The organism is Nocardia sp. SSK8, assembly GCF_037034205.1.
Taxonomy (GTDB): domain Bacteria; phylum Actinomycetota; class Actinomycetes; order Mycobacteriales; family Mycobacteriaceae; genus Nocardia.
On sequence record NZ_JBAGKD010000003.1, the window covers coordinates 93,670 to 116,183 of the forward strand.

Below are 22,514 nucleotides of genomic sequence, written 5' to 3' on the forward strand. Positions count from 1 at the left end.
TCAGCCGAGCAGTTTGGTCTTGGCCGCGGCGAATTCCGCGTCCGAGAGCGCGCCCGCCTCGTGCAGCTGGCTCAGCTTGGTCAGCTCGGCGACCACGTCGGTGCCGCCACCCGAGGGCGCGGGCGGCGGAGGCGGGGGCGCGTAGGCCGGTTGCGGTGGGGGCGCCTGCTGTTCGGCATACGCCTGCTGTTCGGCGTTCCGCCTGCGCGCCCGGTTGTTGACCGCGTTGGAGGTGGCCTGCGCGGTCCCCGCGACGACGGCGGTGCGGGCCACGGTGCCCAGCAGTCCCGGCCGCCCGACGCGGCCCATCCGAAGTGGCATCTCGATTCCTCTCTAGACCGTGGCCGCGGCGACGGCGGCCTCGACCGCGTCGCGCGGCACCTGGACGTGCAGGGCCACTTCACCGTCGGCGCCGCGCACGGCGGCGGCCAGGCGGCTGGCCCAGGTCTCCTCGAACACCACCACCACGGCGGTGCTGTTCGGTGCCATCGACGCGCGGACCACGTCGAGGTCAGCGTCGCTGACCAGATCGATGTCGGCGGCGGTCAGGCCGGTCAGCCCCACGGGTTCGAGATCGTCGTCGATCTCGAGCTCGGTGATGGCGCCCGCGTCGTCCATCGACAACACGATCAGGTCGAGCACCGTCACGGTGCCGTTGCCCACCACCTCGGCGAGCGCGTCGACCACCGCCGCGTCGACGGTGGTGCCGGGAAAGGTCAGCACGACGAACTCGACCGGGCCGAGTACTGGAGTTGCTCCCATATCCGCATCGTGCGCCGATCGCGCGCGCGGCGCCTCACCCGAATCGGGTGAACGGCCGCGATTCACCCGCTGTGGGTGAGGCGGACCGGGCTACCGGCGACGAATACTGCGGAAGGGTCGCCGCGGCCGTCGGGCCGGGCGGCGGTGTCAGGAGTCTTCGTCGCGAGGAAGGGAACCGATGAGCGGCCAGAACAGTGCGACCGACAGCATCCGATCCGGCAATGACGGTGTGTTGCGCCGACTGCCGTTCGGCGACGAGCAGGACTTCGCCGACGCCGAACGCGGATTCGTCGCGGCGCTGACACCTGGGATCGTGAAAAACGACGCGGGCGAGGTGGTCTGGGACAGCGACGGCTACGCCTTCCTCGACGAGGACTGCCCGCCCACGGTGAACCCGAGCCTGTGGCGCCAGTCCAAGCTGTGCGCGATGCAGGGGCTCTACGAGGTCACCGACGGCATCTATCAGATCCGTGGCTTGGACCTGTCGAATATGACGCTGGTCGAAGGACAGACCGGCGTGATCATCATCGATCCGCTCATCTCGGTGGAGACCGCCGCGGCCGGGCTGGCGCTCTACCGCGAACATCGCGGCGACCGCCCGGTGACCGGCGTGATCTATTCGCACTCCCACATCGACCATTTCGGCGGCGTGAAGGGGGTGACAACCCAGGAGGCGGTGGACGCGGGCAGCTGCCCGATCATCGCGCCCGTCGGCTTCACCGAGCACGCGGTGGAGGAGAACGTGTACGCCGGTACCGCGATGGCCCGGCGCGCGGCCTACATGTACGGCGCCGCGCTGCCGCGTGGTCCGCTGGGCGCGGTCGGCGCGGGGCTCGGCCCGACCACCTCGACCGGCATGCCGACCCTGATCTCGCCGACGGTGTACATCGACCACACCGGGCAGACCGTCACCGTCGACGGCGTTCAGATCGAATTCCAGATGACACCCGGCACCGAGGCCCCCTCGGAGATGAACTTCTACTTCCCTGCCCGGCGGGCCCTGTGTATGGCCGAGAACGCCACCCACACCCTGCACAACCTGCTCACCCTGCGCGGCGCGCTCGTGCGCGATCCCCACGTGTGGTCGAAGTATCTGACCGAGGCGATCAACCGCTACGCCGCCCGCGCCGACGTGGTGTTCGCCTCGCATCACTGGCCGACCTGGGGCACCGAGCGGCTCACCGAATTCCTGTCGATCCAGCGCGATCTCTACGGCTACCTGCACGACCAGACCCTGCGCGCGCTGAACAAGGGCGCCACCGGCATCGAGATCGCCGAGGACATCCAGCTGCCCCCGGCGATCGAGAACGCGTGGTCGACGCACGGCTACTACGGGTCGGTCAGCCACAATGTCAAAGCCATCTACCAGCGCTACATGGGCTGGTTCGACGGCAACCCGGCGACCCTGTGGCAGCATCCGCCGACCGAGGGCGCGCGGCGGCACCTCGAGTACATGGGCGGTGCCGACGAGGTGCTGGCCAAGGCGCGAAAGTCCTACGCCGAGGGCGATTTCCGCTGGGTCGCCCAGGTATTGAACTACGTGATCTTCGCCGAACCTGACAATGCCGAGGCCAAGGCACTCCAGGCCGATACCCTCGAACAGCTCGGCTACGGGTCCGAGAACGGCACCTGGCGCAACTTCTTCCTCATGGGCGCCTACGAACTGCGCCACGGCGCGGTCGGGACGCCGCTGTCCAGTGCCGCGTCCGACATCACCGACGCGTTGTCGGTCGAGCAGATCTTCGACGCGGTCGCGCTGCGCATCGATGGTCCACGGGCCTGGGCCGCGCAGATCGTGCTCGATTGGCGGATCACCGACACCGGCACCGTGCACCGCACCCAGCTGCGCAACGGTCTGCTCGTGCACTTCGACGTCGACACCGACTTGCCCGACCCCGACGCCACCTTCGCCCTCACCGAGGCGGACCTGCGCGCCACCCTGCTCGGCGGCCAGGACCTGCGGCAGATGATCGCCGACGGCCGGGTGAAGGTCACCGGCGATTCCGGCAAACTGGTCGAACTGGTCGGCTACCTCGACGCCCCCGACCCGGACTTCGCCATCGTGACGCCCTGAGTTCGCCCCGCCGGTCGGCTGACCCGCGCCGACCGGCGGCTGTCCGGAGGAGCAGGCGATGCGAAACCCGTTCGCGGGCCAGCGCATGACCAAGGCCGACATCGGCGCCGGTGTCCCCGGCGCCATCGCCGGTGTGCCCGACGGGATGGCGGCGGGGCTGCTCGCCGGGGTGAATCCGGTGCACGGCCTCTACGCCAGCATGGCGGGGCGGTTCTTCGGCGGATTCGGGACCAGCACCAAGCTGATGGTGGTCACCACCACCAGCGCCTCGGCCCTGGCCGCGGGCTCCACGCTGACCGAGATCGCGCCCGAGGACCGCTCGGCCGCGCTGGTGCTGCTCACCCTGGTCGCCGGGATCGCGATGATCGCCGCCGCGGTGCTGCGGCTGGGCCGCTACACGCGGTTCGTCTCGCACTCGGTGATGACCGGGTTCCTGCTCGGGATCGCGGCCAATATCGTCTTCGGGCAGCTCCCGGTGCTGCTCGGGGCGCCGTCGGAGGGTGCGGTGGCGGCGTTGAAGGCGCTGCACGTGCTGCTGCATCCCGGGGGGATCGACTGGCGTTCGGCGGTCGTCGGGCTCACCGCGATCGTGCTGCTGGTGGCGCTGGGCCGGGGCCGGTTGCGCAGTGTCGCCTCGCTGGCCGCGCTGGTGGTACCCACGGCGATCGTCCTGATCTTCGGCTGGGACGAGGTCGCCACCGTGGCCGAGGCGGGGGAGATCCCGACCGGCGTTCCGCTGCCGCATCTTCCGCAGCTCAGCGTGTTCTCGCCGACGCTGCTGGCCGGGGCGCTGGCGGTGACCGTCATCGTGCTGGTGCAGGGCGCGGGAGTCGCCGAATCGGCGCCGAATCCGGACGGGCGCCGCTCCGGCGTCGACCGCGACTTCTGCGCGCAGGGCATCGGCAATATCGCCGCGGGACTGTTCCGTGGCATGCCGGTGGGCGGGTCGCTGGGGCAGACGGCCATCAATGTCACCTCCGGCGCGCGCACCCGCTGGGCCGCGGTGTGGTCGGGGCTGTGGATTCTGGTGATCCTGGTGGCGCTGACCGGGCTGGTCGGCAAGGTGCCCATGCCGACGCTGGCCGCCATTCTCGTCGTGGCCGCCGCCGGGGCCTTCGACATCGATCGGCTGGTGGCCATCTGGGGCAGCGGCACCATCTCGCGCACCGCGCTCGCGGTCACCTTCGTCGCCACCTTGCTGCTGCCGGTCACCGCCGCCGTCGGGGTGGGGGTGGGGCTGTCGCTGCTACTCCAGCTCAATCAGGAAGCGATGGATCTGAAGGTGGTGCGGCTGCGGGTCGAGGACGGGCGCCTGGTGGAGGACACCCTGCCCCGGCACCTGTCCGACGACGAGATCGTGATCATGGATGTCTACGGCAGCCTCTTCTACGCCGGGGCGCGCACCCTGCAGACCCGGCTGCCCGATCCGGGCGGGGCGCGCGAGCCGATCGTCATCCTGCGGTTGCGCGGGCGCACGAGCGTGAGCGCGACCTTCCTGCACGTGCTCGCCGACTACGCGCACCGGCTCGACGCGGTGGGCGGGCGGCTCTATCTCAGCGGTGTCGACCCGCGCGTCCGCGCGGTGTGGACCGACGAACTGCTCGCGGGCCAGGGCATCGCCATCGAGTTCTTCCCGGCGACCCACACCCTCGGCGAGTCGACCCTGGCGGCCTACGCCGAGGCCGAGATCCGGTCGCACGGACACGGAAGGGACTGACATGGGCGGGTTGCTGTGGATGCTGGCGCCGGAGATCATCGGGCTGATGATCACGCCGGGCGCGGTGATCGGCTGTGTGCTGCTGCTGCGTTCGCGCACACCGGTCCACAACGCCGCCGCCTTCGGTGGGGGGTTCCTCGCGGTGTATCTGCTGGTCGCGCTGTCGGCGGTACTCGGCGGTGCCTCCGATCCGGTGGCCACCCCGGCGCGGGTCTCGCATGTCGCGGGGCTGGTCGTAGGCCTGCTGTTTCTGGCCTGTGGCGGCTGGATCCTGGTCCGCAAGCCGGTGGGATCGCGCGGCAGGCCGAAGCTGCTCACCGAACTCGAGACCGCCGGTCCGCGTAAGGCGTTCGCCATCGGGCTGGTCCTCGGCGTGCTGAACCCGAACCTGTTCATCATGCTCTCCGGCATGACCGTCATCTCCAGCGCGGCGGTGGCCATCGGCGCCTCCCTGGTGGCCACCCTCATTCTGTTGCTGGCCGCGTCGGCCGACTTCCTCCTCCCGATCGGCGCGTACCTGATCGCGGGTGACCGCGCCGACCACACCCTCGCGGTGGTGGAGGACTGGATGCTGGCCCACAGCCGCACCCTGACCCTGTCGGTCCTCTTCGGCTTCGGCACCCTGTTCGCCCTCCGCGGCCTCGTCGGCCTGCTGGGCTGAACGATTCACCCACAACGGGTGATTCGCGGCGCCCGGCCGCGACCTACCGTCGGCCCATGACCGCGTATCTGGTGCCGACCGGGCAGCGCCGATCCCTCGACGAGCTCACCGACAAGCTGGATCTGTCGGTCGGTGAGGGCACCGCGAAGCGATCGGCGTTCTGGATCATGCTCGTGCTGTCGGCGGTGATCGCGATCTCCGGTGTCATCGGGGATTCCACGGCGACGGTGATCGGCGCGATGATCGTCGCCCCGCTGTCGGTGCCGATCCTCGGTGTCGCGCTCGGCGTGGTGAGCGGGCGGGGCGGGCTGGTGGGCCGCAGCCTGCTGCTGGTGGGCGCCGGGGTCGTGCTGGTGATCGCGCTGGGGTTCCTGTTCGCCGCGCTGCTGCCGAATCCGGTCAATGTGCTGACCAACGCGCAAGTGGTGGGGCGGACCTCGCCGAAACTCATGGATCTCACCGCCGCCCTGGCCACCGGGCTGGTCGCGGCGGTCGCGATCACCCGCCGCGATGTCGGTGACGTGCTGCCCGGCGTCGCGATCGCGATCTCGCTGGTGCCGCCGCTCGGGGTGGTCGGGGTGTGTCTCGGCGCGCACGCGCCCGCGCTCGCGCTGGGCGCGTTCGTGCTGTTCGCCTCCAATATGGTGGCGATGATCATCACCACGACCATCGTGCTGCTGCTGGCCGGTTACGCGACCGACGCGGAGTCCACGGCCGCGCGCCGGGGCCGCGCCTACCTGGCGCTGGGCGCGGCGCTGGTGCTGGTCGCGGTGCCGATGGTGATCAATTCGCTCTCGACGCTGTGGGCCGGGCAGATCGCCGAGGCCGCGCGCGACTGGCTGCGCGAGGACACCGGCGCCCAGGTGATCGATGTGGAGCTGCACGGTGATACCGCGACCGTCTCGGTACTCGGTCCCGAACAGCTACCGCCGGTGGCGCGGCTGCAGCAGCGGGTGGACGATCTGGTGCCCTGGCACCCGGATGTCGTCCTCGTCCACACAGTCGGCGCCCGGGTGCAGTCGCAGCGCTGAGGAAAGGGTGCACACAGAACAGTCCCCGGTAGTCTCCATCGAATCCATGAACCGTAGTCGTCGCTACGAATTCCGGTACTCGACTGGCTTGCCGGGGGCCTGGGCCAGATCCTGAAAAACAATCACTCGATGGGCAAACGTCTTTGTCTACCGTGTGGTTCTCTTCCGGTGTTCCGGTGTCTATCCAGTGTGCTCCGAATTTGCCGAGTGTTCAATACCCCGACCGCACAATTCTTCGAAAAACCACCAGGCCCACCACGCTGCACCCGACGGCGCCCGCCACCACCGCGTGCCAGCCCGGGTGGGACCACAGCGCGGTGCCGACCGCCGACCCGGCGGCGATGCCCGCGAACCGGCTGCCGAAGTACAGAGCAGGAGACCCGCGCCGACGAACGCGTGTACCTGGCCCAGCCATTGCTGCCGCAGATCGGCGCCGATCTCCGCAGGTGATCGCGAGCAGGACCATCAGCCGTCGCGACAGCGCGGGGCCGGTCGCGACGGAGTGGGTCGCGGTATCGGGCACGGGACATCCCCCTTCGAATCAGGTGCGCATCCGCTCGCGTCGTAACCGCCGGGTGGGGATATCCGGGGTTACGGTCGGCGGATGCGCCTCAGCACACGAAATCAGTTGGTGATCAAGTCGACGGAGGTGACGCTCGGCGTCGAGTGAGGGCCGCGCCCGCGTCCGGACCTCACGGGTGGGGGACGGGCGCGGGAGAGGCGGTTGTTACCCGTGGCGCGGGTCGATGTGATTCCCGCGCAACAGGGTCTCCCTACGGTTCCGGATTGCCGTAAGTGCGGCGACGGATGACCGGTGCGACGCGCGCGGGTCGGGGCAGAGGAGGTCCGCTTTCATGGCCGTCCCGGGCCTTTCCGCGCGTTCCGCAGCTGAGCCCCATAAACTGCTCGATGTGTCGAATCTGCGGATCAGTGAAGTAGCCACGCTCATGGGTGTCAGCGATGACACCGTCCGGCGGTACATCGACCTGGGCAAACTGGCGGCCATCCAGCTCGACAACGGGCGCAAAGGCGTCGAGGGCCGCGAGCTCGCCGAGTTCCTGCAGCGCGAGAGGGAGGCCGTGCCGCCCGGCGCCGCCGTCGCCACCTCGGCGCGCAACCGGATGCAGGGCATTGTCACCCGGGTCGTGAAGGACACCGTGATGGCGCAGGTCGAGATGCAGGCCGGGCCGTTCCGCCTGGTGTCGCTGATGAGCCGCGAATCCGTCGACGAACTCGGCCTCGAGGTCGGCAGCGTGGCCGTCGCTTCGGTGAAGTCCACCCATGTTGTTGTAGAAATCCCCGAAAGTTGATGAGGTAGAACATGATTCGCACACTTCGCGCGGTGGCCCTGGCCGGTGTGGTTGCCGTGGCCGCCGTCGGTTGCGGCAACGACACCGACGCGGCCCCGGCGGGCGACGAGATCGGCGGCACCGTCACGGTGTTCGCCGCGGCTTCGCTCACCGAGACCTTCACCGAGCTGGGCAAGCAGTTCGAGGCCGAGCACCCGGGCACCAAGGTGGTGTTCAACTTCGGCGCCAGCTCGGCACTGGCCGAGCAGATCAAGCAGGGCGCCCCGGCCGACGTGTTCGCCTCGGCCGCGCCCAAGAACATGCAGCAGGTCGTCGACGCGGGCGACATCACCGCCGCCCCGATCGTCTTCGTGCGCAACCGGCTCGAGATCGCCGTGCCCAAGGGCAACCCCAGCCGGATCACCGGCCTGACCGATTTCGCCAACCCGGACGAGAAGATCGCGCTGTGCGCCGAGCAGGTGCCCTGCGGCGCCGCCGCCAAGACCGTGTTCGAGACGGCCGGGATCACCCCGCAGCCCGACACCCGCGAATCCGATGTGAAGGCGGTGCTCACCAAGGTCACCCTCGGTGAGGTCGACGCGGCGCTGGTCTACCGCACCGATGTGCAGGCCGCGGGCGACAAGGTCGAGGGGATCGACTTCCCGGAGTCGACCAAGGCCGTCAACGACTACCCGATCGCGCCGCTGGCCGAGGCCCCCAACGGCACGGCCGCCGCGGCCTTCGTCGAGTTCATCGGCTCGGACAAGGCGCGCGCGGAGTTCGCCGAGGCCGGTTTCGACACCCCGTGACGAGTCTCGCGCGGCGGCGGGCGGTCCGGGGTCGGCGGCCGCTGATCCTGATGCTGCCCGCCGTCTGCGCGCTGGCCTTCCTGGTCCTGCCGATGATCGGCCTGCTGGTGCGGGCGCCCTGGCGCACCCTGCCGGAACGGCTGGTCAGCGCCGAGGTGGGGCAGGCGCTGCGGCTGTCGCTGGTCTGCGCCACCTCGGCCACGGCGGTGTGCCTGGTGCTCGGGATCCCGCTGGCCTGGCTGCTGGCCCGGGGCGAGATCCCGGGACTCGGCCTCGTGCGCGCCCTGGTGACGGTGCCGCTGGTGCTGCCGCCGGTGGTCGGCGGCGTGGCGCTGCTGCTGGTGCTGGGCAGGCGCGGGCTGGTCGGCAGCTATCTCTACGACTGGTTCGGCTTCTCGCTGCCGTTCACCACCGCCGGGGTGATCGTGGCCGAGGCGTTCGTGGCCATGCCGTTCCTGGTCATCTCGGTCGAGGGCGCGCTGCGGGCGAGTGATCCGCGCTACGAGGAGGCCGCCGCGACCCTGGGCGCCTCGCGCTGGCTGACCTTCCGGCGGGTCACCTTGCCCGCGGTGATGCCGGGCGTGGTCGCCGGTGCCGTGCTGTGCTGGGCTCGCGCGCTGGGCGAGTTCGGCGCCACCATCACTTTCGCCGGGAGTTTCCCCGGCACCACCACGACCATGCCGCTGGCGGTCTACCTCGCCCTGGAGACCGACCCGGCCGACGCGATCGTGCTGAGCCTGGTGCTGCTCGCCGTCTCGGTCGCCGTACTGGCCGCCCTGCGCGACCGCTGGACCCGAGGACCGCTGTGAGCCTGGACGCCGAATTGCGCATCGCCCAGGGCGATTTCACCCTCGACATCGCCTTCACCGTGGCGCCGGGGGAGGTGGTCGCCCTGCTCGGCCCCAATGGCGCGGGCAAGACCACCGCCCTGCGCGCGCTGGCCGGGCTCACCCCGCTCACCGAGGGCCGCATCCGGCTCGACGAGCGGATCTGGGACGCGCCACCGGCCCGTTTCGTGCCCGCCGAGCACCGCGCGGTGGGGGTGGTCTTCCAGGACTATCTGCTGTTCGCGACCATGACCGCGCTGGACAATGTGGCCTTCGGGTTGCAGGCGCGCGGCACCCACCGCAAGCTCGCCCGGCAGCACGCCGCGGGCTGGCTGGAGCGGGTCGGCCTGGGGCAGCACGCCGCCGCCAAACCGCGTTCGCTGTCGGGAGGCCAGGCGCAGCGGGTCGCGCTGGCCCGCGCGCTGGCCACCGACCCGGCGCTGCTGCTGCTCGACGAGCCGCTGGCCGCCCTCGATGCCAGCACCCGCCTGCAGGTGCGCGCCGAACTCGGCCATCACCTCGCCGATTTCCCCGGTCACACCGTGCTGGTGACCCACGACCCACTCGACGCCATGGTTCTGGCCGACCGGCTCGTCATCATCGAGAACGGGCGGGTCGTCCAGGAGGGCCCGCCCGCCGAGGTGGCCCAGCGGCCCCGCACCGACTATGTGGCGAATCTGGTCGGCCTCAATCTGTATCGCGGTGTCGCCGACGGTACTTCGGTGAAGCTCGCCGACGGGGGAGTCCTGACGATCCCCGAATCCACCACCGGTCCGGTCTATCTCGCGTTCCCGCCGAGCGCGGTCGCCCTGTATCCCGAACCGCCCGTGGGCAGTCCGCGTAATACCTGGGAGACCACGGTCGCCGGGGTCGAGCAGCACGCGCATCTGACGCGGATCCGCCTGGCGGGCAGCCCGGCGGTGCTCGCCGAGGTCACCCCCGCCACCGTCGCGGACCTGCGGGTGCAGAGCGGCATGCGGCTGTGGGCCTCGGTCAAGGCGACCGAGATCCGCACCTACCCGGCCTGATCCACCCCGCCGGGCGCCGCGGCCGCCAGCACGTACATCCACGCCTTGTCGCCGGACCGCGGTGGCAGCAGCATTCCGCGCGCCGTGCTTCCTGGCTCTGACCTGCGGATCGCGCGCGACTCCGGGCGACCGCACAACTCTCCGCAACTGCGGGTGAGATCTCGGTGATCAATAGGCAACTGCGGAGACACGGCGGGGCAATAACCGAGAATGAGGATATTTCCATGGTTGGAGGTGGTGGGTTGACCGAGATCGTGCCCGGTGCTGCGGAGGTCGCGCCGGTGGTGCCGTCGGCCGTCTATGTCTAAGTCGTGAGCCTGCCGCGCATCCTGCGCCGCGGCCTCGCGCCGCTGACCCCGGTGACGCGGATGCTGGCCGACGCGGTCGGCGCCACGCTGGCCGGTCCGCTGGAGGCGACCGCGGCCGAGCCGCCGATGGACGCCGCCGCGCGCTCGACGGATACGCCGTCAGCGGTCCCGGCCCGTGGTGGACGGTGCGGCCCGAGCGGGTGCATGCGCGCATGGCCGCCCTCAACCCCGGCGAGTCGGCGCGCATCGCGCACGGCACGCCCACACCGATGGGCGCGACCGCCGTCATGCGCGCCGAGGACGTGATGTTCTCCCGGGTCTCCGGCCGGGTCGTGCTGATGCGCGCCCCGCACGCGCCGCTGCGCGACGACACCCGCGTGCGCGGCGAACAGTGGCACGCGGGCACGGTCCTCGCCGCGGCGGGCACCCGGGTGGGTCCCGCCGTGATCTCGGTGGGCTCGAGCGCGGGCCTGACGACCGCCACCGTGCGCGGACCGGTCTCGGCCGACGTGCTGGTCGCGGGCAGCCGCTTCGCCACCGATCCGCGCGGGGGCGAGGACGCGGTGACCCCGGTGGTCGCCAATTTCCTCGCCGCCGGGGACATCCGCTGCCGCAAGGTGTGGCAGATCCCCGACGGGGAACTGCTGCGCGCCTGGTTCGCCATGCCCGCCGACGCCGAACTGGTCATCGTGGTCGGCGCGCTCGACGAGATGCGCTGCCTGCTCACCGAGATCGGCGCGGAGATCGTGGTCGACGGCGTGATGATCCGGCCCGGCGGCGAGCAGCTGATCGCGCGGCTGCCCGACGGCCGCACGCTGATGGTGGTGCCCGCCAACCCGTTCGAGGCGATCACCGCGCTCATGGTCACCGGCCGCTGCGTGGTCGACGCGCTCACCGACCGGGCGCCCGGCAAGATCCGCGGCAGGCTCGTCGACCGGTCCTCCCCGCCGGGACAGACCACCGATATCGTCCCGGTGACCCAGGTCGAGGGCGGGGTGTGGCGGGCCACCGGCGCGGTCGGCATCCCGCACCTGGCCCATCTGGTCACCGCCCAGGCGCTGGCGCTGCTACCACCGGGAAGCGCGCGCGGCACACTGGCCGAGCTGATCCTGCTCCCGCGATGAGCGGCCCCGAGACCGTGCGCACGGTCTGCTCCTATTGCGGCGTCGGCTGCGGCATCGCCCTCGAGGTCGACACCGCCGCCGACGGCACCAAGACCGTGCGCAAGGCGCCCGGCGACAAGGCGCACCCCGCCAACGGCGGACGGCTGTGCACCAAGGGCGGCAGCCACGCCGACCTGCTGAAGGTCAGCGACGGCAGGCTCGGCACCGCCCTGGTCCGGGCCGAACGCGGCACCGAACCCCTCGCCACGGCGGTGGACAAGGCCATCGCCGACACCGCCGCCCGCCTGCGCGCGATCATCGACGAGCACGGCCCCGACGCGGTCTCCTTCTACGTCTCCGGCCAGATGACCCTCGAAGCCCAGTACCTGGCGAACAAGCTGGCCAAGGGCTTCGTCGGCACCAACCAGATCGAATCCAACTCGCGGCTGTGCATGGCCAGCGCGGGCAGCGGCTACAAGCTCTCGCTCGGCGCCGACGGCCCGCCCGGCTCCTACGAGGACTTCGACCACGCCGATGTCTTCTTCGTCATCGGCGCGAATATGGCCGACTGCCACCCGATCCTGTTCCTGCGCATGATGGATCGGGTCAAGGCGGGCGCGAAACTGATCGTGGTGGACCCGCGCCGCACCGCCACCGCCGAGAAGGCCGACCTCTATCTCCAGATCACCCCCGGCACCGATCTCGCGCTGCTCAACGGCCTGCTGCACCTGCTGGTGGAGGCGGGACACGTCGACAGCGAGTTCGTCGCGGAATTCACCGAGGGCTACGACGGCCTGCCGGAATTCCTCGCCGACTACGACCCCGCCACCGTCTCGACGCTCACCGGCCTGTCCGTGGAGGATCTGAAGGCCGCCGCCGAGATGATCGGCACGGCGAAGGAGTGGATGAGCTGCTGGACGATGGGGCTCAACCAGTCCACGCACGGCACCTGGAACACCAACGCCCTGGTCAACCTGCACCTGGCCACCGGCGCGATCTGCCGTCCCGGTAGCGGCCCGTTCTCGCTCACCGGCCAGCCCAATGCCATGGGCGGGCGCGAGATGGGCTACATGGGCCCCGGTCTGCCGGGTCAGCGCACCGTGCTCTACGACGCCGACCGGGCCTTCGTCGAGAACCAGTGGAACCTTCCCCCCGGCACACTGCGCACCGAGGTCGGCACCGGCACCATTGACATGTTCTCGCGCATGGCCGAAGGCCAGATCAAGGCCTGCTGGATCATCTGCACCAATCCCGTCGCCACGGTGGCCAATCGCAAGACCGTGCTGGCCGGGCTCGAGGCCGCGGAGCTGGTGATCACCCAGGACGTGTTCGCCGATACCGAGACCAATGCCTACGCTGACGTGATCCTGCCCGGCACGCTGTGGATCGAGCACGAGGGGGTGATGATCAACTCCGAACGCAATCTCACGCTGGTGCAGAAGGTCATCGACCCACCCGGTGACGCGCTACCGGACTGGCAGATCATCGCCCGGATCGCCTGCGCCATGGGCTATGCCGACGCGTTCACCTACGACAGCGCCGAGCAGATCTTCGAGGAGATCAAGGGTTTCTGGAACCCGCGCACCGGCTACGACCTGCGCGGCGCCACCTACGAACGGCTGCGCGAAGGCCCGCTGCAATGGCCGGTCGCCCCGGACGGGCCCGCCCGCAACCCGATTCGCTACGTCAACGACGGCGTCAGCCAGGAACTGCGCACTCGCGAGGACGGCACCACCCCGCGCCTGTGGTTCCCGACCGCCTCCGGGCGTGCGGTGTTCTTCGCGCGTCCGAACCTGGAACCGGCCGAACTGCCCGACGACGACTATCCCTTCCTGCTCAATACCGGTCGCGTGCAACATCAATGGCACACCCTCACCAAGACCGGCCGGATCGCCAAGCTCAACAAACTCAACCCCGGCCCGTTCGCCGAGATCCACCCCGAGGACGCGGCCCGGCTCTCGGTGGCCGAGGGCGACTGGCTCGAGGTGGCCTCGCGGCGCGGCCGCGCGGTGCTGCCCGCGGTGGTCACCGACCGGGTGCGGGTGGGCGATGTGTTCGCGCCGTTCCACTGGAACGACCTGTTCGGCGAGTACAAAGCCGTCAATGCCGTCACCAACGACGCGATCGACCCGTTCTCGCAGCAGCCGGAGTTCAAGGTGTGCGCGGTGCGGCTCACCAAGGTGCCCGCGCCGATCGTCATCGAGCCGCAGGAGCCCCGCGCCGCCGACCCGCAGCCGGTCGCCGACGCGCTGCCCCCGGTCGACATCGGCGGGTCGGCGCCCGCCCTGCGACCGGCGGTGCCCGGCCTGGTCTACACCGCCGCCGACCTGCTCGGCATCGGCAACCTGGCCACCCCGGAACTCTCGGCCACCGAACAGGGCTATCTGGCCGGGTTCCTGGCCGGTGTCTCCCGGCACGAGACGGCGGTGGTCCCGGTACTGCCGCCTGGCAATCCACTGCATCCGGCCAACGCGGCCTGGGTCGAGGGCATGCTCGCGGGTGTCTTCGGTGCCCATCAACCGATCCCGGAGCGCGCCGCGCCCGCGGTCGCGGCAGCTCCGGCTCCGGCGGCCACCGAGCCGCCGGTGACCGCCGCCGCCGCGCCCGCGGTCCGGCCCCTGTTCGTGCTGTGGGCCTCGCAGACCGGTAATGCCGAAGACTTCGTCACCGGTACGGCCGTCGCCGCGATCAGCGCGGGCGGCCGCGAACCGGTCGTCCGCACCATGGACGACATCACCGTCGCCGACATCCCCGCCGATGCCGACCTGGTGGTCGTGTCGAGCACCTTCGGCGACGGCGACGCCCCCGACAACGGCGCGGCCTTCTGGAACTCGCTGACCGGTGCGGGTGAATCCGCCCTCGCCGGACGACGTTTCGCGGTCCTGGCCTTCGGTGACTCCAACTACGACGCCTTCTGCGGCCACGGCCGCCGCCTGGACGAACGCCTGGCCGAACTCGGCGCGCAGCGGCTGCTGGCCCGCGTCGACTGCGAACCCGACTACGAGGACGCGGCCGCGGCATGGCTCACCGAGCTGCTGCCCGCCCTGACCGCCCCGGCGACCGGTCCGGCCGAGCAGCAGCACGCCGCACCGGGCGGGATGGCTGCACGACCCGCGCCCGCCGCCACGGCGTTCGCCCCGGTCGCCGGAACCGCCGCCCCCGCACCGGGATCGGCGACCACCGCGGTCCGCGGCGACGCCCCGACGGGTCGCCTCGTCGGCAACCGGCTGCTGAGCCTGCCCGGCGCGCAGAAGGAAGTCCGCCAGTTCACCTATGACCTGTCCGGCTCCGATCTCACCTACGACGTCGGCGACGCGCTCGGCGTCCGCCCGGCCAACGATCTCGGCCTGGTGTGGGAGTTTCTCGCGGTCACCGGCATGGACCCGGCGACCACCGTGGAGGTACCCAAGGCGGGCGCCATGCCGCTGTCGATCGCGCTCGAGGGCTACCTCGATCTGACCAGGACCACCACCGAGCTGCTGCGCTTGGTCGCCGACCGGACCGGTGACCGCACCGTGAAAACCCTGCTGCGCCCGGACAACAAGGGCGAGCTGGCCAAATGGCTGTGGGGGCGTCAGCCCGCCGATATCGCCGCCGAGTTCGCGCTCACCGCCGACCCGCAGGAGTGGGTCGGGCTGTTCAAGCGGCTCCAGCCCCGGCTGTACTCGATCTCGTCGAGCCCGCTGGTCGACGCGACCCGGGTGTGCACCACCGTCTCGGTGATCCGCTACGAGAGCGTGACCGGGCGGGCGCGCGGCGGGCTGTGCTCGTCGTATCTGGCCGACGCGGAACTCGAACAGCCGCTGGTGCTGCATGTGCAGTCCGCGCCGCACTTCCGCCCGCCCGACGATCCGGCCGTCCCGGCGATCATGATCGGGCCCGGCACCGGTGTCGCGCCGTTCGTCGGCTTCCTCGAACACCGCCGCGCCCGCGGCGACCAGGCCGCCAACTGGCTGTTCTTCGGCGAACAGCACGAGGCCACCGATTTCTATTACCGCGACGAACTCGAACAGCTCCAGCGTGACGGCGTGCTCTCGCGGCTGGATGTGGCGTTCTCCCGCGATCAGCGCGCGAAGGTCTACGTCCAGGACCGGATGCGCGAACACGGTGCGCAACTGTGGAAGTGGATCGAGGACGGCGCGCACTTCTACGTCTGCGGAGACGCCTCGCGCATGGCCAAGGATGTCGACGCGGCCCTGCGCGAGATCGTCGCTCATCACGGCGATATGGCCTCCGACGACGCCGACGCCTACGTCAAGAAGCTCTCCACCACAAGCGCTACGTGCGCGACGTCTACTGAGAACGCCGAAAGCCCGTGCCCCCGGCCTACTTGCCGAAGCGGCGCTGACGTCCGGCGTAGGAGCGCAGGGCGCGCAGGAAATCGATGCGGCGGAAAGCGGGCCAGTAGCAGTCCAGCCACTGCATCTCGGCGTAGGCCGACTGCCACAGCAGGAAACCGGATAGGCGCTGTTCACCGGAGGTGCGGATGATGAAGTCGGTGTTCTCGCCGGTGGGGGAGTAGAGGTGGCGGGAGATGTCGTCGACGTCGAACTTGTCGATCAGGTCGAGCGGGTCGCCGCCCGCGCCGATGTGCTGGCGGAAGGCGCGCTTGACCGCGTCCACGATCTCGCGCCTGCCGCCGTAACCGACCGCCACGTCGACCTTGGTGCCGCCGCGCCCGGTCGTCTCGGCGGCGGCCTCCTTGAGCACGCGCGCGGAATCGCCGGGCAGCAGGTCCAGCGAGCCGATCACCTGGACCTCCCATGGGCGGCCCGCCGCGGAGATGTCACGCACGGTCGCCTCGATGATCTCGATCAGCGGGCCGAGCTGCTCGGATGGGCGGCCGAGATTGTCGTCGGAGAGCATGAACAGCGTCACGTGCGCGATATCGGCGGCGGTGCACCACTCCAGGAACTCCACCACCTTGGCGCCGCCCGCCCGGTAACCCTCCCGGACATCGTCGTGCCCGGCCTCGCGCGCCCAGCGGCGATTGCCGTCGAGCATGATCCCGATGTGCTGCGGCCGCGGGAGCCCGACCAGGGTCGTGGCCAGGCGACGCTCGTAGACCGTCTCCATCGGCTGACGCAAGAACAAGGGCAGAAGCTTCATTCAACTCTTCTTAATGTCGCGGTTTTCCTGACAGCACCTCGAATCGGGGCAGTATAGCGAGGTGCCGGTCAGGCGAAGAGTCGGGCGTCCGCCGCGCGAGGTCAGGGCAGGACGTTGGGGATGAGATGCGGCGCCTGCTGCGCCAGCGCGGTCCCGAGCATGGCACCCGCGTAGTACCCGGCATACGTCCCGGCGACGCCGCCGACGATGCCACCGGCCACCGCGCCCACCGGCACGGCCAGGCCGCCGGTCGGCAGGGCCAACGGAGTCGCCAGGGCGGTGCCGCCGAGCACGCCGACGGTGGCACCGGCGAGTCCGCCGATGACCTGGCCCGCGGTGGAGCCGAGGTAGGTGGCGTTCTCGATCGGGCTGGCGATCGGGGTGGCGGTGGGGTGCGGGGCCGCCACGGGCTGGGCGGCGGCGGGCTGCGCGTGCGGGGCGGCGGGCAGCTGGGCCTGCGGTGCGGCGATCGGCTGGGCGTGTGGTGCGGTGACCGGCCGGGTGTGCTCGGCGGCGACGGGTCCGGTCGCGAGCTGTGCGTCGGTGGAGTAGTCCTCGGTGGCGGAGATCAGTTGTGCCACACGGTGTTCGGTGGCGGCGTCCACGGGGACCGGCTGGGTGGACGGGTGGGCCGCGGTCGGGTGCTGCCCGGCAACCGCGAAGTGCGGTGCGTCCGCGCGGGAGTCCTGCGCGGTCGCGAAGTCCGGCAGGTCGTCGGTGACCGTCTGCACCTGCGCGGCCTGCGCCATCCCGGGGCCGACGCCGAAGGCGATCGCCGCGGGCAGGGCCACCGCCGCGGGCAGTCCGCGCAAGGCCTTGCGCTGCTTGCTCACCGCACGATGTCGTCCAGCCATGTCCAGTCCTTCCACAGTCCGGTCTTCTCGCCTGGCTCATCGCCGCGCACCCGCCCGGCGCTACCCGGGTGTGACTTGTCTCGCCCCGCACCGCGATCGGCTATCACACTCCGCCGCTGTTCCATTCGTCCAAGACCCCGCGTCACCCCCACTCCTAGCGTTGACCCATGACGACCACACCCACCTCCACCGACACCGTCCTGCTGGCAGTCCTCGACGACTGGCAGTCCGCCATCGTCGCCAACGACGCCGACGCCATCGGCTCCTTCATGACCGACGACTGGATCATCGTCTCCGAGACCGGCATCGCCACCGCCGAACGCTTCCTGGACCTGGTCCGCTCCGGCGCCCTCACCCACTCCGCCATGCGACGCGTAGGCGCCCCCCGCATCCGCTACCACGGCAACACGGCCCTGCTCACCACCCGAGTCACCAACACCGCCCACTACCAGGGCACGCGCTTCGACGCCGACGAATGGACCAGCGACGTCTTCATCCACGTCAACGGCCACTGGCGCTGCGCCCTCACCCACCTCACCACCCGCAAACCGGACTGACCGCGATCGGACGCTTGCGCTCCGAGATGTTCGGAGGCATTCTTAACGCAAGTAATGCTTGCGTTAAAAATCGGAGGTAGGCGGATGGTCGCGGTCGACATCGAAACAACCATCGGGCGGCGCGAGATCCCGCGTGAGCAGGTGCTGGCGTGGGAATCCCGCCGTGCCGACGCCGTGCTCGGCAAGCTCGCGGCGCGGCTGGGAGCGCGAGGGTTCGGTGAACTGCTGACCGGCTCCTCGCCCGGCGATCTGCGCGGTGCCCCGCTCGCGGAACGTCGAACGGCCTTGCTGGCGGCCAAGACCCAGCTCGGCCACGCCGGGATCTACGCCGCGTTCCGGCGCGAACTCGCGCTGTCGGAGCGCCTGGCCCGGGTCGGTGTCGCGGTGAGCCGGGGGAGGGCCGAGTACTCGGTCACCTGGCTGCGCGCGCCCGGATTGTCGGCGGAACAGTTCGCCGCGTGGTTCGGCAACCTGGTCGTCGCCGACGACGAGATCGCCATGACCGACGCCTGCCCGGATCACTACCTGCTGCGCGGACTGCCCGACGGCCGCCAGGAGGTCGTCGAGACCACCGGCGGCGCACCCGCCGCCACCCGCTTCCTCGTCGACTACACCCGCACCGACGCGGTCTCGATCCCGGTCGATCCCGCCTATCCCATCCAGATCGCCGGGACCGCGTTTCTCGACGACGGCCTGGCCATCGGCGGTGTCCGCCACCAATTCCGCGACCGCGACGGCGCCCTGGAAGCCCTGCTGACCGTGCAGTTCCCCGCCTCGGTGCCCGCACGACTCCGCCACCAGCACGAATGGCATCTGGCCTGCGAATTCGGCAACTGGCTGATCGCGTCGGTGCGCTAGATCGAGTACAACTGGCCCATGGACCGGGACGGAAACGACCAGGCGGCCCCCGCACCGCGCAAGCGCACCGGCGGCCGCTCGGCCCGGGTCCGCGCGGCCATCCTCGCCGCCACCCTCGACCAGGCCGCCGAACACGGCATCGAGGGCCTGGCCATCGGCGATGTCGCCGCCCGCGCGGGCGTCGCCGAAACCACCATCTACCGCCGCTGGGGCACCCGCACCGCTCTGATCGCCGAAGCGATCACGGAATTCGCCGCCACCGGCAACCCCGCCCCCGACACCGGCGCGCTCCGCACCGACCTCCGACAACTGGCCGAACAGATCGCCGAACTCCTGACCCGCCCCGGCATCACCCGCCTCCTCGGCAGCACCCTAGCCCTCTCCACCGACCCCGACATCGACGCCGCCCGCCACCACTTCTGGACCACCCGCTTCACCCACACCACCCCCCTGGTCACCCGCGCCATCACCCGAGGCGAACTTCCCCCGACCATCGACCCCCGAGCCCTCCTCGAAACCCTCGCCGCCCCCCTGTATTTCCGCATCCTGACCGGCGACCAGCCAGTCGACGCCCCCTTCCTTGCCCGCTGCGTCGACAACACCCTCACCCTCCATGGTGCCGCTGGCTGACCGCACGCACATCTCGCGGCCGGTCGATGGGTTGCCGCGATGCCTTCTGTGCCCCTCGCCGGGCTCCGGAGGTGCCTGGAATGCGCTGTGGCCCGCCGAACCGACGCGCTGGCTGGTGCGTAACCAGTGCTACCTGGGCCTGTCGTTCGGTATGTCGCACGGCATCCACCTGGCCGCGATCCTCGCTCTCGCCACCACCGACTCGACCACCTTCTGGACGCTGGCCTCCGCCGTATCGATCATCGTCGGCGGGCTCGGCTATGTGGCCATCGCGCTGCTCGTCGCGACCTCGTTCGACCGGGTCACGCGCTGGTTCGGCACGGACCGGTGGCGCGCGGTGGTCGGCGCAGGGACCTGGTTCGTCCCGCTCGGGTGGTCGCCGCAGTGCGATCGAAAATCTAGCAATGCTAGACAGGTCGGCAGCGTGGTGTTACCGTTTCTCTAGTTCCTAGCGATGCTAGAAACTAGAGAAGGGAAACCGAAATGCTGATCGTTGCCGGGCAGGTTGTCGCGACTGCCGCTGTTCTCGCCAATGCCGTCGTCTACGGCACCGATGTGTGTGGGGCCGTGATCATGCGGTCGGTGTATCGGAAGCATCGATGATGCGACGGTGACCGTCAGTGCCGGGTGGGGGCACTACTACGGGGACAAGCGGATGCCGGTGGTCGGGGCGGGTGGGGTGGTGGCGGCCGTGCTCACGGTGGTGCTCGCGCTCGGGGCCGGGCAGGTGGGGGCGGCGGTGGCGGCGGGGATCTCCGTGGCGGCGTTGCTGACCTGGCTCGGCTTCTATGTGCGGGTCGCCAAGCCGATCAACGCGCGGCAGACGGCTGCCGCGCAGAGCGGGGTCATTCCGCCGGATGCCCGTGCGCTGCAAGACAAGTGGGACAGCATCCTGAAGTACCGGGTGGGCTTGCAGTTCATCGCCATCGCCGGACTGTGCGTCGCGCTGATCCTGTTCTGAACCCGACAAGCACCGATTCACGAGGAGTACCAGTCATGACCTACACCGCCAATGAACAGCAGTTCCTCGCCGAGGCCGGGATCGGCCGACTGGCCACCGTGTCGCCCGACGGCATCGTGCAGAACAACCCCACCGGCTACCGGGTGAACGCCGACGGCACCATCGACATCGGCGGCATGCGGATGCGGGCCACCCGGAAGTACCGCAATATCGAGTCGGGCAGCCGGGTCTCCTTCGTCATCGACCAGCAGGTCTCCCTGGACCCCTACGTGATTCGCGGCATCGAAGTACGCGGCACCGCCGAGGCCATCGACGACGTGGAACCGCCCTTCCCACACCAGGAACGCGCGATCATCCGCATCCATCCCGCCCGCATCATCACCTGGGGCATCGACGGCGACTCCTTCGATTTCACCAGCCGCGCCACGGAGTAGCCCACTTCGTGGCCGCCGGGTTTACGCAGTCATACCGAGCGCCCGCCGCACGGTGTAGTTCACCCCCTGTGGGTGAGGTTTCGCGCGGCACCGACACCGACGATGGACGCGGCCGACCCCTCGGAATCGTGAGTGTCATGGAGGCGTGATGAGTGTGCTGTCCAGCGATCTGCGAACCCTGAGCTACGAAGCGTATGTCTACCTGTACTCGTTGGTGACGATGGATGTCACCCGCAGGCAGCAGACGAACTCGCCGGCCGGGTCGACCCCGGGTTTCGGACCGCCGAATCAGTTTCACCACATGCTCGCCCTGCCTGACGTCGATTTCCGTGCGGTGGTACGCCCGAACTTCGACACGCTGTACTCGTCGGCATGGCTGAACCTCACCGACGGCCCGGTCCAGCTCCATATTCCCGACAGTCGTGGCCGGTACTACATGATGCCGATGCTGGACGCATGGACCGATGCGTTCGCCTCGCCGGGTAAACGAACAACCGGCACCGAGGAGCAGGACTACGTTGTCGTCGGGCCGGGGTATCACGGCCGGTTGCCCGCTGGTGTCCCGGTGGTCAAGGCGCCGACGCCGATGGTCTGGGTGATCGGGCGAACTCAGACGAACGGCCCGGATGACTACGCGTCGGTCAACGAGTTCCAGGCCGGACTGCGCATCACCGAACTCGGCGACCGGCCGGCATTCACCCCCGATCCAGCCCAGATCAGCGAGATCGAACCACTCCGCCAGGTCAATGAGATGCCCGCGGTGAAGTTCTTCGGTCACGCCGCGACGGTCCTGAAAACGACCCCCTGTCACCCGACCGATTTCTCCGTCCTGGCCCGCATCTCGTTGCTCGGCATCGTCCCCGGCCAGGACTTCGACGCGAAGCGGTTCTCCTCCGCCGAACTCGCCGAGATCGATGCGGGAGTCGGTGCCGCGCGTGCCGATCTGCTCGCCGCGCGCACCACGATGATCCCGCCCACCAACGGCTGGATGAGCGTGCTGTCCACCATCGGCGTCTACGGTAACGACTACTTCCGCAGGTCGGCGATCACCCTGGTCGGCCTGGGTGCCAATCCCGCCGAGGACGCGATCTACCCGCTGCTGGTTCATGACGCGGCAGGCGACCCGCTCGTCGGCGGCAACGACTACGTGCTCCATTTCGACGCCGGGAAGCTACCGCCGGTCGCGGCATTCTGGTCGGTCACGATGTACGACCTCGAGGGGTTCCAGATCACGAACGAACTGGATCGCTACGCACTCGGCGACCGCGATCCGCTGAACTACAACGCCGACGGATCGCTCGACCTCTACATCTCGCACAGGAACCCGGGCCCCGACCGCGAACCGAACTGGCTGCCCGCGCCGACCGGACCGATGGGCATCACTCTGCGCCTCTACGCGCCCGCGGCCGAAGCCCTCGACGGAACCTGGACGCCGCCGCCGGTCCACCGAACGGAGGTTCGGTAGCCGGGCGGCTGTGCAGCCGGTTCCGCTCGCGCGGCGG

19 protein-coding genes and 2 pseudogenes are annotated in these 22,514 nt (G+C 70.1%); 17 read left to right on the forward strand and 4 right to left on the reverse strand.

Annotated features, from left to right (window positions below):
* Positions 1 to 321 (reverse strand): SHOCT domain-containing protein, encoded by a 321-nt coding sequence (locus WA675_RS07190; protein ID WP_336082999.1) that lies wholly within the window; start codon positions 319 to 321, stop codon positions 1 to 3.
* 12 nt (positions 322 to 333) lie between these two features.
* Entirely contained in the window at positions 334 to 762 is a 429-nt protein-coding gene (locus tag WA675_RS07195) for a DUF6325 family protein (protein ID WP_336083000.1), read from the reverse strand.
* Between the two features lie 178 nt (positions 763 to 940).
* On the opposite strand from WA675_RS07195, the gene WA675_RS07200 reads away from it, so the two are divergent.
* The 10 genes and pseudogenes from WA675_RS07200 to WA675_RS07245 all read left to right on the forward strand — a co-directional run bounded on the left by WA675_RS07200 (position 941) and on the right by WA675_RS07245 (position 15,909).
* The gene (locus WA675_RS07200; protein WP_336083001.1) at positions 941 to 2,836 is read left to right on the forward strand and encodes an alkyl/aryl-sulfatase; all 1,896 of its coding nucleotides are present in this window, start codon (positions 941 to 943) and stop codon (positions 2,834 to 2,836) included.
* A 58-nt stretch (positions 2,837 to 2,894) separates the two neighbouring features.
* Positions 2,895 to 4,553 (forward strand): SulP family inorganic anion transporter, encoded by a 1,659-nt coding sequence (locus WA675_RS07205; RefSeq protein ID WP_336083002.1) that lies wholly within the window; start codon positions 2,895 to 2,897, stop codon positions 4,551 to 4,553.
* A gap of 1 nt (position 4,554) precedes the next feature.
* The gene (locus tag WA675_RS07210) at positions 4,555 to 5,214 is read left to right on the forward strand and encodes a GAP family protein (RefSeq protein ID WP_336083003.1); all 660 of its coding nucleotides are present in this window, start codon (positions 4,555 to 4,557) and stop codon (positions 5,212 to 5,214) included.
* Between the two features lie 56 nt (positions 5,215 to 5,270).
* Positions 5,271 to 6,245, forward strand: a complete 975-nt coding sequence (locus WA675_RS07215) for a DUF389 domain-containing protein (protein ID WP_336083004.1) — start codon at positions 5,271 to 5,273, stop codon at positions 6,243 to 6,245.
* Positions 6,246 to 7,156: 911 nt separating this feature from the next.
* Positions 7,157 to 7,555, forward strand: a complete 399-nt coding sequence (locus WA675_RS07220) for a TOBE domain-containing protein (RefSeq protein WP_336083579.1) — start codon at positions 7,157 to 7,159, stop codon at positions 7,553 to 7,555.
* Between the two features lie 11 nt (positions 7,556 to 7,566).
* Positions 7,567 to 8,343: a molybdate ABC transporter substrate-binding protein gene (gene modA, locus WA675_RS07225; RefSeq protein WP_336083005.1), complete on the forward strand. Its 777-nt coding sequence runs from the start codon at positions 7,567 to 7,569 to the stop codon at positions 8,341 to 8,343.
* A complete protein-coding gene (gene modB / locus WA675_RS07230; protein WP_336083006.1) occupies positions 8,340 to 9,152 on the forward strand; it encodes a molybdate ABC transporter permease subunit in 813 nt (270 codons plus the stop codon). Before modA ends, modB begins: the two co-directional genes overlap by 4 nt.
* On the forward strand, positions 9,149 to 10,198 hold the full coding sequence (locus tag WA675_RS07235; protein WP_336083008.1) for an ABC transporter ATP-binding protein: 1,050 nt from the start codon (positions 9,149 to 9,151) through the stop codon (positions 10,196 to 10,198). The genes modB and WA675_RS07235 overlap by 4 nt, the downstream gene beginning before the upstream one ends.
* A 460-nt stretch (positions 10,199 to 10,658) precedes the next feature.
* Positions 10,659 to 11,630: pseudogene (locus WA675_RS07240) on the forward strand (molybdopterin-binding protein); the annotation flags it as partial.
* Positions 11,627 to 15,909: pseudogene (locus WA675_RS07245) on the forward strand (molybdopterin-dependent oxidoreductase). The pseudogenes WA675_RS07240 and WA675_RS07245, both read left to right, overlap by 4 nt.
* A gap of 26 nt (positions 15,910 to 15,935) precedes the next feature.
* On the opposite strand, the gene WA675_RS07250 reads toward WA675_RS07245, so the two are convergent.
* Together WA675_RS07250 and WA675_RS07255 are read right to left on the reverse strand one after the other, a co-directional pair.
* A complete protein-coding gene (locus tag WA675_RS07250) occupies positions 15,936 to 16,718 on the reverse strand; it encodes an isoprenyl transferase (RefSeq protein ID WP_336083009.1) in 783 nt (260 codons plus the stop codon).
* 101 nt (positions 16,719 to 16,819) lie between these two features.
* Entirely contained in the window at positions 16,820 to 17,572 is a 753-nt protein-coding gene (locus tag WA675_RS07255) for a hypothetical protein (protein WP_336083011.1), read from the reverse strand.
* A gap of 167 nt (positions 17,573 to 17,739) precedes the next feature.
* On the opposite strand from WA675_RS07255, the gene WA675_RS07260 reads away from it, so the two are divergent.
* The 7 genes from WA675_RS07260 to WA675_RS07290 all read left to right on the forward strand — a co-directional run bounded on the left by WA675_RS07260 (position 17,740) and on the right by WA675_RS07290 (position 22,477).
* Positions 17,740 to 18,129 (forward strand): nuclear transport factor 2 family protein, encoded by a 390-nt coding sequence (locus WA675_RS07260; protein ID WP_336083012.1) that lies wholly within the window; start codon positions 17,740 to 17,742, stop codon positions 18,127 to 18,129.
* Positions 18,130 to 18,213: 84 nt separating this feature from the next.
* Positions 18,214 to 18,987, forward strand: a complete 774-nt coding sequence (locus WA675_RS07265) for a hypothetical protein (RefSeq protein WP_336083013.1) — start codon at positions 18,214 to 18,216, stop codon at positions 18,985 to 18,987.
* Between the two features lie 18 nt (positions 18,988 to 19,005).
* Entirely contained in the window at positions 19,006 to 19,617 is a 612-nt protein-coding gene (locus WA675_RS07270) for a TetR/AcrR family transcriptional regulator (protein WP_336083014.1), read from the forward strand.
* Positions 19,618 to 19,732: 115 nt separating this feature from the next.
* Entirely contained in the window at positions 19,733 to 20,062 is a 330-nt protein-coding gene (locus WA675_RS07275; RefSeq protein ID WP_336083016.1) for a hypothetical protein, read from the forward strand.
* Between the two features lie 165 nt (positions 20,063 to 20,227).
* On the forward strand, positions 20,228 to 20,578 hold the full coding sequence (locus tag WA675_RS07280; RefSeq protein ID WP_336083017.1) for a DUF1772 domain-containing protein: 351 nt from the start codon (positions 20,228 to 20,230) through the stop codon (positions 20,576 to 20,578).
* A 35-nt stretch (positions 20,579 to 20,613) separates the two neighbouring features.
* A complete protein-coding gene (locus tag WA675_RS07285; RefSeq protein ID WP_336083019.1) occupies positions 20,614 to 21,012 on the forward strand; it encodes a PPOX class F420-dependent oxidoreductase in 399 nt (132 codons plus the stop codon).
* Positions 21,013 to 21,160: 148 nt separating this feature from the next.
* Entirely contained in the window at positions 21,161 to 22,477 is a 1,317-nt protein-coding gene (locus WA675_RS07290; RefSeq protein ID WP_336083021.1) for a DUF1254 domain-containing protein, read from the forward strand.
* Positions 22,478 to 22,514 lie beyond the last annotated feature (37 nt).

Excerpts from the sequence above, each read along its gene's own strand:
- WA675_RS07190 (WP_336082999.1), bottom strand. The coding sequence starts at position 321 with ATGCCACTTCGGATGGGCCGCGTCGGGCGGCCGGGACTGCTGGGCACC.
- WA675_RS07195 (WP_336083000.1), bottom strand. The coding sequence starts at position 762 with ATGGGAGCAACTCCAGTACTCGGCCCGGTCGAGTTCGTCGTGCTGACC.
- WA675_RS07200 (WP_336083001.1), top strand. The coding sequence starts at position 941 with ATGAGCGGCCAGAACAGTGCGACCGACAGCATCCGATCCGGCAATGAC.
- WA675_RS07205 (WP_336083002.1), top strand. The coding sequence starts at position 2,895 with ATGCGAAACCCGTTCGCGGGCCAGCGCATGACCAAGGCCGACATCGGC.
- WA675_RS07210 (WP_336083003.1), top strand. The coding sequence starts at position 4,555 with ATGGGCGGGTTGCTGTGGATGCTGGCGCCGGAGATCATCGGGCTGATG.
- WA675_RS07215 (WP_336083004.1), top strand. The coding sequence starts at position 5,271 with ATGACCGCGTATCTGGTGCCGACCGGGCAGCGCCGATCCCTCGACGAG.
- modA (WP_336083005.1), top strand. The coding sequence starts at position 7,567 with ATGATTCGCACACTTCGCGCGGTGGCCCTGGCCGGTGTGGTTGCCGTG.
- WA675_RS07250 (WP_336083009.1), bottom strand. The coding sequence starts at position 16,718 with ATGAAGCTTCTGCCCTTGTTCTTGCGTCAGCCGATGGAGACGGTCTAC.
- WA675_RS07255 (WP_336083011.1), bottom strand. The coding sequence starts at position 17,572 with ATGGCTGGACGACATCGTGCGGTGAGCAAGCAGCGCAAGGCCTTGCGC.
- WA675_RS07260 (WP_336083012.1), top strand. The coding sequence starts at position 17,740 with ATGACGACCACACCCACCTCCACCGACACCGTCCTGCTGGCAGTCCTC.
- WA675_RS07265 (WP_336083013.1), top strand. The coding sequence starts at position 18,214 with ATGGTCGCGGTCGACATCGAAACAACCATCGGGCGGCGCGAGATCCCG.
- WA675_RS07270 (WP_336083014.1), top strand. The coding sequence starts at position 19,006 with ATGGACCGGGACGGAAACGACCAGGCGGCCCCCGCACCGCGCAAGCGC.
- WA675_RS07285 (WP_336083019.1), top strand. The coding sequence starts at position 20,614 with ATGACCTACACCGCCAATGAACAGCAGTTCCTCGCCGAGGCCGGGATC.
- WA675_RS07290 (WP_336083021.1), top strand. The coding sequence starts at position 21,161 with ATGAGTGTGCTGTCCAGCGATCTGCGAACCCTGAGCTACGAAGCGTAT.